Source organism: Micromonospora sp. WMMD558, assembly GCF_049315255.1.
Lineage (GTDB): Bacteria > Actinomycetota > Actinomycetes > Mycobacteriales > Micromonosporaceae > Micromonospora.
Genome location: NZ_CP186061.1, coordinates 6,016,312 through 6,029,548 on the forward strand (window position 1 = coordinate 6,016,312; position 13,237 = coordinate 6,029,548).

Annotated in this window: 13 protein-coding genes; 10 read left to right on the top strand and 3 right to left on the bottom strand. The window is 71.3% G+C overall.

Annotated elements, in window-relative coordinates:
• Positions 1-425: 425 nt before the first annotated feature.
• Positions 426-1,238 (top strand): hypothetical protein, encoded by an 813-nt coding sequence (locus ACN26Y_RS28465; protein ID WP_422733858.1) that lies wholly within the window; start codon positions 426-428, stop codon positions 1,236-1,238.
• A gap of 408 nt (positions 1,239-1,646) precedes the next feature.
• Positions 1,647-2,465 (top strand): hypothetical protein, encoded by an 819-nt coding sequence (locus ACN26Y_RS28470; protein WP_422733859.1) that lies wholly within the window; start codon positions 1,647-1,649, stop codon positions 2,463-2,465.
• A gap of 30 nt (positions 2,466-2,495) precedes the next feature.
• Here the strand turns inward: ACN26Y_RS28470 and ACN26Y_RS28475 are convergent, their stop codons facing one another.
• Positions 2,496-2,753 carry a DUF7662 domain-containing protein gene (locus tag ACN26Y_RS28475; RefSeq protein ID WP_422733861.1) on the bottom strand — a complete coding sequence of 86 codons (258 nt, stop codon included), beginning with the start codon at positions 2,751-2,753 and terminating at the stop codon, positions 2,496-2,498.
• A gap of 336 nt (positions 2,754-3,089) precedes the next feature.
• Between ACN26Y_RS28475 and ACN26Y_RS28480 the strand changes: the two genes are divergently transcribed.
• The 8 genes from ACN26Y_RS28480 to ACN26Y_RS28515 all read left to right on the top strand — a co-directional run bounded on the left by ACN26Y_RS28480 (position 3,090) and on the right by ACN26Y_RS28515 (position 9,592).
• Positions 3,090-3,881, top strand: a complete 792-nt coding sequence (locus ACN26Y_RS28480) for a MarR family transcriptional regulator (protein WP_422733862.1) — start codon at positions 3,090-3,092, stop codon at positions 3,879-3,881.
• 88 nt (positions 3,882-3,969) lie between these two features.
• On the top strand, positions 3,970-4,608 hold the full coding sequence (locus ACN26Y_RS28485) for a diguanylate cyclase domain-containing protein (RefSeq protein ID WP_422733863.1): 639 nt from the start codon (positions 3,970-3,972) through the stop codon (positions 4,606-4,608).
• A gap of 83 nt (positions 4,609-4,691) precedes the next feature.
• Positions 4,692-5,252, top strand: coding sequence for a hypothetical protein (locus tag ACN26Y_RS28490; protein WP_422733864.1), 561 nt, complete (start codon positions 4,692-4,694; stop codon positions 5,250-5,252).
• A complete protein-coding gene (locus ACN26Y_RS28495; protein WP_422733865.1) occupies positions 5,249-5,515 on the top strand; it encodes a hypothetical protein in 267 nt (88 codons plus the stop codon). Before ACN26Y_RS28490 ends, ACN26Y_RS28495 begins: the two co-directional genes overlap by 4 nt.
• A gap of 221 nt (positions 5,516-5,736) precedes the next feature.
• Positions 5,737-6,261, top strand: a complete 525-nt coding sequence (locus tag ACN26Y_RS28500; protein ID WP_422733866.1) for a hypothetical protein — start codon at positions 5,737-5,739, stop codon at positions 6,259-6,261.
• A gap of 35 nt (positions 6,262-6,296) precedes the next feature.
• Complete coding sequence (locus ACN26Y_RS28505; RefSeq protein ID WP_422734981.1) at positions 6,297-7,364, top strand: C40 family peptidase; 1,068 nt, start codon at positions 6,297-6,299, stop codon at positions 7,362-7,364.
• 240 nt (positions 7,365-7,604) lie between these two features.
• Entirely contained in the window at positions 7,605-8,873 is a 1,269-nt protein-coding gene (locus ACN26Y_RS28510; RefSeq protein WP_422733867.1) for a NucA/NucB deoxyribonuclease domain-containing protein, read from the top strand.
• A 101-nt stretch (positions 8,874-8,974) separates the two neighbouring features.
• The gene (locus tag ACN26Y_RS28515) at positions 8,975-9,592 is read left to right on the top strand and encodes a hypothetical protein (RefSeq protein WP_422733868.1); all 618 of its coding nucleotides are present in this window, start codon (positions 8,975-8,977) and stop codon (positions 9,590-9,592) included.
• A 141-nt stretch (positions 9,593-9,733) separates the two neighbouring features.
• Here the strand turns inward: ACN26Y_RS28515 and ACN26Y_RS28520 are convergent, their stop codons facing one another.
• Both ACN26Y_RS28520 and ACN26Y_RS28525 read right to left on the bottom strand, forming a co-directional pair.
• Positions 9,734-10,072: a WD40 repeat domain-containing protein gene (locus ACN26Y_RS28520; RefSeq protein WP_422733869.1), complete on the bottom strand. Its 339-nt coding sequence runs from the start codon at positions 10,070-10,072 to the stop codon at positions 9,734-9,736.
• Between the two features lie 145 nt (positions 10,073-10,217).
• The gene (locus ACN26Y_RS28525) at positions 10,218-12,809 is read right to left on the bottom strand and encodes an NACHT domain-containing protein (protein ID WP_422733870.1); all 2,592 of its coding nucleotides are present in this window, start codon (positions 12,807-12,809) and stop codon (positions 10,218-10,220) included.
• Positions 12,810-13,237 lie beyond the last annotated feature (428 nt).

The following is a 13,237-nucleotide window of genomic DNA, read 5'->3' on the forward strand; positions in this document are numbered from 1 at the left end:
GGCAGGTCCGAGCGCCGTCTGTCACGGCGGACGATCATTTGTGGGACCGACCGGATCTCACAGACTCTCGACCAACGACTCACAGTAGACGGTCCGAGGTCTGAGACGCAGCTCACCGGCACTTCTGACGATCATGACCGTGGTGGGGACTGACAGATCGGGCCGCTACCGTCTTCGGCACTACCTTCTCTTTCGCTTCACCTGGTCCGGTCCCACCTCGGGAACCACCGCCGCACCCCCTGCGGTGCGCTTCGCCCACCCGCCCGTCAGGCCGGTCGGCTTCCGCGCCGCGCGGCGACCCCGATGGTCGCACCGCACCACCTCGCACGGACCTCTCCCCCTGTTCACCCGCAACCGCCCCATGCACCCGGTGGGCCGGTCACGTCCGCGCGCCTACGACGCGCTCACACAAGGAGGCAATCTGTATGACTGCTACACCTGGGGCAAGCACGCCGCTGACCCGCTACGGCAACCGCGTCAGGGCTGTAACGCCCGGCAGGGGCAGCAAGCCCGCCGCGCCGGGCGGGGCCACCGCCAGCACGGTAGCTACCGGCACGGTGGTGACGCCGGCCGCGACGATCCGCATCATGATCGTCTGCCTGCCTGACGGGCTGCCCTCGCAGGCTCTTACCGACGCCCGGCTGGACCGGCACTTCGGGGTGTCCGGCACCCTGCAGCCCAGGTTCTGGGCCAGCCCGGCCCTATGGCGGTGGCAGCGCGGCCAACTGTTCGGACTGCGGGCCGGCCGCCCGGCCTACTGCGCCGGCGGGCCGGTCAAGCTGCTCGACCTGGCCGGTATGCGCCACGCTGCCGGCGTCGGTGCCAGCATCCGGGCTGAGGTGTGGCGGCGGGTCGTGCAGGGCACCCGCCCGGCCCATCCCTGGGTGGTGTTCCACGCCCGTCACCTGGCCGACCCCGCTCGGTATCCGCGCGAGCGGGCGGAGGCGGATTTCCACCAGCAGCCGCGCGTCAATGCGATGCGGATGCACAACGTCGCCAGCTACGGCGCCCACCGGCTGCCAATGGAGGAGTTGGAGATGTTCCAGGCAGGACCGGTGGCCTACCAGCACTACATCGCCGCCACCGCGGTGTGCGGTGACGCGCTGCTGCTGCCTGACGGGCACAAGCTCGCCCCGGCCAGCGACGCTCTCTGCCACCGGGTGACCTACCTCGAGCAGGCCATCCGCTACCTCGACACCGTCGAGCCCCACCAGCGGCTACTGACCGTCGCCCTCTGAGACGACCAGAAGCCGGGGCGGCCGGGCACACCGTTACCCCTCGCATCAGCAACAGCCTGACCAACTCCACCACCGTCTCACCGATCAGAGCCGCCCAGCCCGCGTTCTCACCCCGGCGGGTGCGGGCCTGCAACCCGGCCCCGGCGAGGCGTCAAGCCGACCCGCCACGAGCCATGTAAGCACGGCTCCGGTCCGACGCGAACCGCTCGCAGTGGCGACTCCCCAACCACCTGCCGGCGGCATCCCGTCGGTCTACGAAAGCGAGGCCGCCATACGCGGTGAGCCCATCCCGCTGGCTGCGGCAGTCAGCGTGGGGCCGGCGCCCGGGCGGGGGCGCCACTGAATTGCTCGGCCAGCGAAACGGCCGCTCTTTCCCTCTTCCCACCATCGACCCTTGGAGGTCTCTCCATGTCCTATCGACTGTGGTTCCGGCTCGACGACGTGCTGCCCCTCGCGGAGCACGCCATGGCGTGCCCGGCGCACCGCATCACCGATGCGCAGGCGCGCGGGCTCGCGCCCCTGACGCCTGGTTTGATCTGGACGGGCACCAGCAGGCGCGACGTCCTCTCCTCCAACGGCCTACCCGGTTGGTACAGCGAGTCCGGTGACGTGCACACCGCCGACGCGCGCACCTGGCGGCACATCAGCACCGATCGGTACGGGGTCGCCGGCCGACCCGACTACTTTCAGGCATTCCTGCCGCTGCGGGCCGGACAAGCTTCGGGCCCGGTGATCAGCATGCTGCGCGGTGCCCACTACACCGGCCGGCACTGGGTCACGGTCGACATCGACCCGGCCGACGGGCACCTCATCGGCCCCGACCGGGTGCGGGTCGTCCAGCACCGCGACCAGCTCATCCCGCCCGACGGCAGGTGGGCGCCGGCCATGGTCACGTCCAGTGCCGTGGCCGGTGTCGCCTACCCGGCGCTGGTCGCCGACGGCTACACCAGCGACGCCGGCCACGCGCTGCCCCGCTTCGACCGCGTCACGGTCGAGCAGATGATCGCCGACCTCGACGCGGTGCACGCGAACCCGGACCGGAACAGTGATCCGATGCCCGGCGAGTACCCGCACCTGCGGATGACCGGCGACGTCCTGGTCGTGTTCGACGAGCACGACGACGGCGAGCACGTCACCTACCGGGAGACCGACCGGGTGCACCCCGACGCCGAGGGCCGCTACCCGCTGGGCGCCTACACCTGGCCCTGGCAGCTGGCCGCCATCTGACCCGCACACCGACGAAGCCGACACGAGAGCCTATGGCCGGCGTCTGGCGAAGATCACTAGCTCTTCACCGAGGTCGACCACCGCCACCGTCCAGCCCGCGGTCAACCAGGCGTGCGCCTGCACCCGGGTCCGGTTGACGGTATTGCCCCACCAGGTGCGGTCGTAGCGCGCGCTCGGCGGCAGCGATCGGCCGAGGATCTCCTCAAGCCGCTGGAAGGACATCCGAACGGTGTCCTTGTCCGCCGGTTGACGCTGAAGAAACCCGGTGAGCGGGTCGTACTTCGCCACAGCAGGATCGTCCCTGGCCTCGCAGCCGTGGTTCGCATGTCCGATGCGGTAGGTGTTCACGGCACGCGTCGCCGGTAACTGTAGGGCCCGTTTCGCCGCCTCAGCGCCCCGTCAGCTCGACTGTTTCGCCTCCGCTTCCTCGACCGCCAGTCGTGGTCGCGGAAGGATGCCGCGCCAGGCGCTGGCCATCGCGCGTGCTCGACCGCCACCCGAGTGACGCCATGCGGCTGCCGGGCACGCAGTTTCCTGTCCCGAGATCCGGTCACCGCACTTGATCACCAGCGCCTGTGGAGCGTGGATCAGTGCTGCCCTCACTCAAGGAACGGACGTATGCCCATGACGAACGCAACCGAGGCTGTGCCGGCGCACAGCATGTTCACGGTCCTCGCCGCGCTTGGCGCGCTCGGTGAGGCGACCGCCGGGGAGGTGGCCGAGCACGCCGGGCTCGGCTACTCCACCACCACGGCGAAGCTGCGCGCCTGGGAGCAGACCGGTCAGGCCGAGCGGTTCCGCACCGACGACGGCCGGACCCTGTGGCGGCTGACGGACACCGGCCGCACCGCGACCGCCACTGCACCCACCGGCGACGGGCAGCAACCGTCGGCCGCCCAGGAGAGTGCCAACGAGGCCGGTGACCGGGACGTCACCGACGAGCGGCCCCAGAACGGCGACATCCCGGCCACGCCCACCGAGCCGCTGATCATGTCGGCCACCGATCAAGCCGCAGACCAACCCGCCGTCGACACCGCCGCATCCACCGCCCGCACCGCCGCGCCCCCGACCCTGGGCGATCCACAAGAGACGTCGGCAGAGCTGACGCCAAACCAGCAGCCCGGTACGCAGGAGGAAGACAGCACCCCCGAGGACCGGCAGGACAGGGCACGCCGCGGCAAGGGGTCGCTGCGTGGGGCGATCCTGGACATCCTCGAGGCCCATCCCGACCGGGCCTACAAAACCGGTGAGCTGTGCAAGCTCATCGACGCCAACCGCGGCGCCGGTGTGGCGAAGGCCAGCGCCGGGGCGGTCGCCAACGCGGCCACCAAGCTGGTCGCCGACGGCCTGGCGGTGCAGACCGTCGAGCGGCCCGCGACCTTCCAGGTCTCCCCCACCCGTCGCGGCAACCAGTAGCCGCTGTCCGGCAGCCCAGGGGCGGGCGTTCAGTTTGGCGGCTTCACGCCCGCCCCCGGTGCTCCTTCCAACGCAAGGAGCGTTCCGAGTGTCTCCCACCGTGCACACGATCGCTATCGCCGGCGGCGGGATCCTCGCCGGTCTCGCCCTCGCCGGCGCCCTCCTCTGGCACCAGCAACAGGCCCTCCGCGTGGCCCGCTACCAGGCCACCCACGACGACGTCACCGGCCTGCCCAACCGGCGGCTGTTCCTCAACCGCCTACGCGCCGCCCTCGTCGACAACGCGCCTGTGGGGGTGGTGCTGCTCGACCTCGACCGATTCAAGACGGTCAACGACACCCTCGGCCACGACGCCGGCAACGACCTGCTCGACCGCGTCGGTCGGCTCCTCACCTCGCTGCGGACGCCGGTGGAGATCGCCGCGCGGCTGTCCGGGGACGAGTTCGCCCTGCTCGTGCGCGGTGACCCCGACGAGGTCGCCGCCGCGGCGCACGCGGCGTCGCTGGTCCTCACCGCCGCCCCGATCCGGGTGGTCAACGGCGAGGTCACCGTGGCCGCGTCGGTCGGCTACACCCACACCCACGACCCGCACGCCAGCCCCCGGCAACTCCTCGCGGAGGCCGACGCCGCGATGTACCACGCCAAACGCGCTCGCACCGGCGTGCACGGCCACCACCCCCTAGCGCCGCCACCGAGTAGGCGCAGCCGCGACCGCCACTACCACTGACCCGACCCCAGATGCCCGTAAGGACCCCGCAGCCACCGGCTGCGGGGTCCTTCCCTTTCCACCCCCTGACAAGGGAGAACCCCGTGTTGTCCTTCACCGCTGTCCACACCCTCACCGGTTGCCTCCTGGTCGCCGACGCCGAGGCCGACGCCCTCGGCTGGGGCACTCCGGTGACGCTGCTGCTCATCCACGACCGACCCCACCTGACCGGCGGGCCGATGCCGCTGCGAGAGATGCGCAGTGTCGAGTTCCCGCTGCGCCGCGGCGACGTGCTCGCCGACCCGGCCGGGATCCCCGCCCTGCTGGATCGCGTCGCCGCTCACCTCCACCAACGGCCCTACCTGAGCGCTCTCGACACGATCCTCGGCGTGGTTCGGTGGTCCGCGCCTGACGCCGAGTTGCGGGCCTGGGCCATCTGCTACACCGACAGTCTCACCATCGGCGGGCAGCCGCGGCAGGTCCGCCGTATCGACGCGGTCGACACCGACGGCCGCCTCTACCAGCTCACCCGGCTGCGCGGCGAGGACCACCCGCTGCTGGCCGTCGACGACACTCCCGACCCGGACGGCGCCCCGGCCACCTACCCGGGACTGTCCGCCCTCCTCGCGGCCACCGCCCGCGTCGCCGATGGAGGCGCGGCGTGACCGGCCACGAGTCCCGCAACGGCGCGGACCACGACGAGCCGATTTTCACCACCTGCGGGGCGGACGGGGCGCCCGTCCGGTGCCGGGTGTGCGAGGCGGTCGACCAGGTGGACTGCGACGAGATGCCGTCCATGGCCGGCTACGGCACTGACACCTACGCCCGGTGCACTCGCTGCGGATCCGTAGAAACCAGCGACCCGATCTTCGGCTGGCGCGCCAAGCCTGCCCCCTGGCCGCCGACACCGCCGCAGAACCAGCCGTGACGACCCGGCTGACGCCGCGGCCCACCCCTTCTCGCCCGGGTGCCGGATCGGCTACCGCCGCAGGTCCCTGCGGCATCTCCAGCCACCGCACCCCCGGCCACGCCACCTGAGCCCGGGCCCCCAAGGCCCCGGGCGCTGCGCTACCGCGCGCCGTGACCGCCCGGCGTCCGGCCAGCACGCACACCAGTCCCCTCAGCCCACTGCGCCCATAAGGAGACCTCGTGAACACCCACTGCCTTGTCGGTATCACCGACCCGGAGAACCCACACCTGGTGCACGCCCGGTTCGTCGTCGTTGACGGCCACCCGAGTCTGGTCGTGCCCGCCCTCGCCGACATCTGGGCCCGCCACGCCGGCTGTGACACCCGGGCGCTGGCCGAGGCGATCCTTGCCTGCGACTGGGAATACCTCGACCCTACCGTCACCACCACCGGATCCGGCCTTGCCCAGCAGCACCCGGTCCCCGGCGTAGGCGTGCCCCTGCCCGGCACCGGCGCGGCGGAGCCGGTCACCGTGTTCCCGCTGTGCCAGGCCGGGCACCTCGACGCGGACTGGATCTACCTGATCGAGCCGGTCACCGGCACGGTCGCCGTACACAGCGACGACGGGCAACCCGTGGCCCGCTACCGGCTCGACCAGTGCGTCAGCCCGTCCGCCGGCAGCACCCGCGCCGGCCGCGACCTCCACACCCCCGCCGCTGACCCCGCGTCCTGGGCACTGGCCTTGGTGCCCGGGGCAGCGCGGTGAGCGCCCGCGCCTTGGCCGCTGTCGCCGCCGGCGTGATGGCCGTGCTGGTGCTCTGCACGGGCGGCATCGGGGCGCTGTTCACCGGCGGCGGCACCGCCTCGGCCGCCTGCTACCCCGCAGCCGGTCCGGACGGGCAGCCCCAGCTTCCTGCCATCACCGCATCCCCACCTCCGGGCGGGGCGGGCGGGTGGGACCGCGACCAAACGGCCAACGCCGCCGTGATCGTCGCCGTCGGCACGGAGTTGAAGGTCCCGCCGCGCGGGTGGGTGATCGCCCTGGCCACCGCCATGCAGGAGTCCACGCTGCGGAACCTGCCGGGCGGGGATCGCGACTCGGTCGGGTTGTTCCAGCAACGCCCGTCGCAGGGCTGGGGCACGCCCGTCCAACTGCGGGACCCCCGCCATGCGGCCGGGAAGTTCTATCAGGCGCTGCTGGCAGTCGATGGGTGGCAGGCCATGGCGTTGACCGATGCCGCGCAGGCGGTGCAGCGCTCCGCCTACCCGGGCGCGTACGCGAAGTGGGAGGACGACGCGATCGCCCTGGTCCGGGTGCTGACCGGCGGCACCCCGGCCGGCCCGGTCGCCGCCGCGCTGGAGCAGGCGATGAGCAACCCGCTGTGCCTGTCCGTCGGCGGTGACGGGCAGCTCGGCGGCGAGCAGGTTCCCCTGCCGGCCGGGTTCGCCCTGCCGCCGGGCACCCCGGGCCCGGTCGTGACGGCGATCGGCTGGGCGCTGGCGCAGCTCGGCAGCCCCTACACCTTCGGCGGGGACTGCACCGCGCCCCACTCGGGGATCCCGGCCCGCCAGTGCGACTGCTCCTCACTGGTGCAGCAGGCCTACCGGGCCGCCGGCATCACCCTGCCGCGCACCACCCGCGATCAGGTCCACGCTGGTCAGCCCGTCGGCGACCACACCAGTCTCCTCCCGGGGGACCTGTTGCTCATCCCTGGCAGCCGCGGCACCACCGCCCGACCCGGGCACGTCGGCCTCTACCTCGGTCACCGCCTGATCGTGCAGGCCCCCCACACCGGCGACGTCGTCAAGATCAGCCGCCTGTCCGCGTGGTTGCCGCACCTGGCGGCCGTCCGGCGGATCGTCAGCTGATCCCTCGTTTCGCGTCGACGACCCTCACCGTCGTTCCACTATGCGGTCGCCACCCCTCGCCCCGTGACGTGCGGCACACCGAGGGCGGCAACGGCTTCTGCCCTGGTCGCGAGACTGCCGGCCGGCCAAGCCAATGAACACAATTGCAACGGACAGTGACAGGTGTTGATACGCAGCGCGAGCGCGTGTTTCGATGGCCGCGCTCATCGCTGTTACCTGCGATCACGAGGGGAGCACTGCATGCGCCTGCCCAAAATCCTGAAAGGTCTGGCGGTCGCCGTTCTCGTCGCCGGGTCATCCGTCGTCGCGACACCTGCGGCGTCGGCTGCTGCGGCGGACCCGGGCGGCGTCGGCGCGGTTGGCGCCGTCACGTCGCCGGACGTCCTCGCCAAGCCCACCAGCATGCCGATCGCCCGTCCCGGAGCCACCGCCGCGCAGCCACGGGTGGCCGGAGCGCAGACCTGTGTGGAGACGTCGGAGACGCGATCGGTGTGTATCGCACCCGCGCCGCCGAGCCGCCAGGCGGCCAGGATGGCGCTGGCTCCGGTCGCGTTCCCATCGTGGTGTGCCAGCAGCGACGGCACGCCGGTGGCGGGCACCCGCACGGAGGCGTGCAAGATCACTGGCTTGATCTTGACGACGCAGCAGACGGTGAACGGCACGGTGCGGATCACCGGTGAGCTGCTGATGGATGTCTACGACTTCACCTACGGCGCGGTCGACCGGCCCAACTGGATCCACCAGATCGGCCTGTCGCCGTACTCCGGGTGGGGCGACGCCCGCAACTCCACGGTGACCGGGACGCTGTCGGTCAGCGGTGACTGCGTCGTCAACGGCGCCTCCTCGTTCCCGGTGCAGTCGCTGGCGCCGGCGAACAACACCAGCCGCGTCGGCGAGGCCGGCGCCAGGACCACCGCCACGGCGGTCGGCGCGGTCGGTGACTGCACGACCAAGTGGAACCTGCGCTTCCAGCCGGTCGGCTATCCGCAGGCGACCGCGTCGTCGGAAATGGCGGAGATCATGTGCGACAACGCGGTCGGCGCCAACGGGTCTCGGCCGGCTCGGGTGGGTTGCGTCGTGGCGTGGTATCCCGCCAGGGTGCTCTACAGCCAGAGCCGCTACCCCAGCCTGGCCTCGCACGTGTCCAGGGCACAGGGTTCCGGGCTGCCGGGCGCCACGATCACTGACCCGCTGCACCGCAACGTCGACCAGGCGTCGATCAACCTCAACCGCAGCAGGGCCTGCGGGGACGCGCCGAACATCTCGGGCAAGAGCTGCGACGAGTACCCGCTCGCGTCGACCTTTCAGGGACTGGCGTTCGGCGGCACGCGGCGCACGTTCTCCGGATGCAACATCAACGCGCCGACGAACGTCACGGGCCCGTCCGGGGCGAGCGCATGCATGATCACGGCCGGTGAGAACAACGCCCAGGGTGGCATCATGGCCGCCTTCTACTACGACTATCGGGTCCTGCACAGCGACCCGTTCCGCGTCGGAATCGGCAGCTGAGGCCAAAACCACGGCCGCCGGCGTGTGCGGGGCGTCAGGGAGGCCTGGCGCCCCGCCCCGTTGGGCCGCTGGCCGCGAAACGGTAGGGCAGGATGGTGCGCATGACGCAACCGGTACGCGTCTACGTCCAGGACCACGGGTTCTTCGTGACGGACCGCGACGTGGACACCCCGTTCGAGACGATGGACTACGGCACGGGACTGGCCGGGGTGATGGAGTCCGCCGTGCTGGTGCACGCCGGTATCGACCGCGGGTATGTCGCCGTCACCGCAGCCGCGGTCGACGAGCGGCCCGGGCTGGACACCGCCGAGCAGTGGGACGATCTCGCTTCCTGGGAAGACGTCGCCGAGGTCAGCCTCTACGTTCCCCACGGCCGCCTGACGGTCGAGCAGCTCGAGCAGGCTCTCGATCCTCGAGCGCAACTGCCAGTGCTCAGCGGGCACGGTCCGGGCCATTACCGGCTGCGGCTGCACGCCAGCGGTCGGGACCGCCACTACGACCGGGTGGTCGATGAGTCAGGTGAGCGGTTCCACTTCCTGGCCTGGCCCGCGGCGCCGACAGCCCCGCTGGTCATCAAGGCCGGCTCCCGCTGCGGCTACGGCCTGAGACTGAACGCGCTCGAAGCGCCCGTACCCGCCGAGTTCCCGCCGGTCATGGTCGAGGACCAGGCCGAAGCTGACCGGCAGGCGATGCAACGGCGCAACCTGCTCGGCGGCTGACGCCTTCCGCATCGACGTCGCGACTCTGACGGGAAGCAGCCCGCGGTAGCACGATCGACAGCGCTCTGTAACGGGCGGTGTGGTTGTCCGGGCCAGTCTCGGGCCCGAATCGTCGCCGTGGTGCGGGTGCGCACGGTCCAACTAGGACGTGGTCCAGAGCTCGACTGAGTAGATGTCAGCTGCCACGATCCGGTTAGTGGTGCCGTCCGGCAGGGCCAGCGCGTCGATACTGTCGAGCCGGGACGAAGTCAGCGGTGGGCGTGCCGCGAGCCCCATGCCGGTGGGGAACCGGATCGTGCTGTCCGAGCTGCCAGTGACCAGGGTTGTCGCATCGTCGGTGAAGATCATCGCCGTGACCGTGCTGGTGTGTTCGTTCTTCCAATGCTGCGGGATATGGTTCGGGGCCCTCAGGGAGATCGTGGGCGACTCGGCCGATTCCGTATCAGGGTTCGCGGCGTGACCGACCTGGCGGCCGACCATGGTGGCGAGCGTGCCGGCCGGTTCACCGGGCCGGAACGCCAGGACCGCCGAGACTGTCAGATGATCATCCAGCGTGGTCCCCGGTCCGTTTTCCTTGGTGGGCAGGATCCGTATGGGGCCGTCGTCCTCGTAGGTTGCCAGCAGCTCATCGCTCGGTGCGAATGCGAGCGCCTTTACCTCCGGAATGTTCCACCGCCTGATGCTGGTGCCGTCCGCGCCGAGGAGAAAGACCGGTTTCGGTGGCGACCGCGATTCGGTCGCCGCTGCTCGACACCGCGACCGCCTGCACCACGTCCGGGAACGATTCCGGTAGGCGAACACCGGCATACCGGCCGTAGCCGGCCTCGAGATCGAGGTGCCAGACGTCGAGCACGTCGTCCCGTGCGACCGCCAGCACGGAGCCGTCACGGCTCAGCCCGACTTCCCGGAAGTACGAGGAGGCATTGACAATTGTTGGCGGCTGCAGCCGGATCGGCGTGACCCGTGGCGGCGCGTCGAGAATCGTGGCGGTCGCCGCGACAAGGATGATCAGTGCGGTGCTGGCGGCTAGTAGCGCCTTGCGCCGGCGGTGTGACCAGGGCAGCGGCTCAGGCGCCGAGGCCGGAGATACCTGGGGCGCCTCGGCCGCCGGTCGGCTCGCCAGTCGCTCCTGCAACCGGGCATGGTGGAACTGATACATCCCGCCGGACTCGCGTAGCAGGCCGCGGGCTCTGGCCTCGGCCAAGAAGGCGGGCAGCCGCCAGGGCAGTTGGCCGCGCACCGCTAGGTACGCCCGGGCCACCAGGAACCGCGGCCACGCCCGGGTGAGCAGCACCAGTAGCCCGACCGCGACGCCTGGGACGACGGCCGCGGACACTCGGCTCACCCAGTCGGACGGGTCCAACTGGGACGAGGGATCTAACACTTTCACGCCGTCGGGGCGGGGACCGACGCCGGCGTTCGCCGCCACTGCATGCGCGATCCAATCGCCGAGCAGCGTCGAGACCAGCTCGAGCGGCGGGATGGTCGCCGCCACGGCCAGCGCCGCTGCGGCGGCGCCGACCAGCGCGGATCGGCGGTCGTGCCGGAGGAAGCCGGCCGGGCTCGGTTGGGTGGACCGCTCGGGCGGTGCGCTCAGCCAGGCGTCGGCGGCCAGGCCGATCCCGAGCACGCAGCCGGCGGCCGCGACCAGCACGCCGCTGGCGGTGGCGGTATAGACCGCCACGTACGTCCAGTTGTCGACCAGCGGCAGCGTCGCCAGCACCGCCACGAGCACAGCGGCGCCGGGCATGATGAGGACGGCGAAGCCGACCAGCAGGCTGCGCCGCACCCGGCGCCACGAACCGGACGGCGACCAGGACAGCCGGCCCGGCAGCCGGGTCGGCACCGCGTACCAGATAAGCAGGAACAGCACAGCGAACGCGCCGCCCGTGGACGCGCCGATGCCCAGCGCGGACTCGATGTCCTCCTTGCCGGTCGACAGGACGATCAGCGGTCGCGCGACCAGCGCACCCACCACCATCAGCACCAACCCCAGCAGCAGCCCGATCGCCGGAACCGCCAGCTGGGGCAGCAGCCGTTCGCTCATCCGCCACCAGGCGAGATCCCGTTCGCGGTGCCGGTGCAGGTAGGTCGCGAGGAAGGTGAGCCATCGGGTGGCCTGCTCCGCGTCGCACCGGTACCGCCCGGCGCCCGGTCCGGCAAACCTCGCGGTGATCGCGTGGTCGAGCAGGTGATCTTCAATGGTGTGCCGGGAGTGGTAGGTTGCCGCGTCAAGGAGCTCTTCCGGGTGGGCCCGTGCGTCGCCGTACACGGCGACGAGTATCGAGAGCATCAGCGGGGTGGACAGCGCCTCCGCGAGCGGGCTGTCCGGCGCGTGGCGCACCGTGTCGTAGATCCGCTGCCAGCCCTCGCGGTTCGGATCGTCGACCACACGCCGCAGGTAGTCGACCGCGTCGGCCGGCGATACCGGCATCACCTGGATCACCGGTGACCGATGCAGCACTGGTGCGCCGCCGCGGATCACGTCCTCGAACTCGGCCGTCCGGCAGGTCACCACGATCGGCCGGTTGGTGTCGATGGCGCGGTTGATCCGGTGCACGGCGGTGCGTCGCGCCGATTCGGGGATCTCGTCCAACCCGTCCACCACCGGTAGCAACAGCCGCTCGTCGAGCAGTTGCCGGGGCACCGTGGTCTCGCCGTTGAAGTGGGATAGCGCGACGGTGCGGACGATCCAGTCGTCGAAGGGCTCACAGATCGGATCCCAGGAGGACGCCGACAGCAGTACGGGCACCGGGTTGCCCCGGCTTGGCGGCGGGTGGTTCGCCTCGGAGGACCGGTTCGGCAGCAGGCCGACCGTGAGCAGCATCGCGATCACCGTCTTGCCCACCCCCGGCTGCCCCAGAATCACCAGCCGGCCGTTGCCCACCCGCCGGTACTCGGTCGCTATCTCAGCAGCCGCAGTGTCGAAATCGCCGTCCAACCGGCCCCGCCCAACGGCGGCCCACGGGTGCGCGGGCTGCTCCCGGTCGGCGACTTCGGAGGCGGCGACCGTCCACGTGACCGGCAGGATCGCCTTGTCCCGGATCGACCGGGCGCCGGCTTCCCCCAGCCACTGGTCCCGGATGTCATCACCGAGCGCAGCCGCGGCGGCGGTCACGTTCACCCGCGACCGGCGCACGACGGGGAACATCTGCAGGATCGCTACCACCAGCGAGGCGGCCGAGATAAGCAACCCGCCGAGCGTAGCGACGGCCACCGAGACATCCAGACCAGCGGTCGCGGCCCAACCAACGAACCCGGCCGAACCGACCGCGAGTCCACCGAGCAGGCCGGTCCGCCACCGGGCGGAGCGCCCTGGCGTGAGTGGGGATCGCACCTGAGGATTATCGGGACAACGTAACCGGTCGGCTACCCACGGTAGACACAGATATCCGACAGTAGATCCCGAGCGCCCGATCGGCCAACCGGATCACGCCCGGGCGTGTCCGGCGCCGCGCCCGGCACGTACGCGGGCAACGCGCCGTGGATAGACCAGCCGGAGCAGATCCCTCAGCACAACGTCGGCCCCCTTCTGGCCACGCCGCCAACAGTGATTCCGCGATCCCGAAAGCCCTGGCGCCGCCTGGCAGCCCGCCCTCAGCCGCCGGAAAGACCGACACACGGTCCGACGGTCCGAGATCCGGC

Bases quoted from the DNA above. Each gene is read 5' to 3' on its own strand.
- ACN26Y_RS28465 (WP_422733858.1), top strand. From the start codon at position 426: ATGACTGCTACACCTGGGGCAAGCACGCCGCTGACCCGCTACGGCAAC.
- ACN26Y_RS28470 (WP_422733859.1), top strand. From the start codon at position 1,647: ATGTCCTATCGACTGTGGTTCCGGCTCGACGACGTGCTGCCCCTCGCG.
- ACN26Y_RS28480 (WP_422733862.1), top strand. From the start codon at position 3,090: ATGACGAACGCAACCGAGGCTGTGCCGGCGCACAGCATGTTCACGGTC.
- ACN26Y_RS28505 (WP_422734981.1), top strand. From the start codon at position 6,297: ATGGCCGTGCTGGTGCTCTGCACGGGCGGCATCGGGGCGCTGTTCACC.
- ACN26Y_RS28510 (WP_422733867.1), top strand. From the start codon at position 7,605: ATGCGCCTGCCCAAAATCCTGAAAGGTCTGGCGGTCGCCGTTCTCGTC.
- ACN26Y_RS28515 (WP_422733868.1), top strand. From the start codon at position 8,975: ATGACGCAACCGGTACGCGTCTACGTCCAGGACCACGGGTTCTTCGTG.
- ACN26Y_RS28520 (WP_422733869.1), bottom strand. From the start codon at position 10,072: ATGGTCGGCCGCCAGGTCGGTCACGCCGCGAACCCTGATACGGAATCG.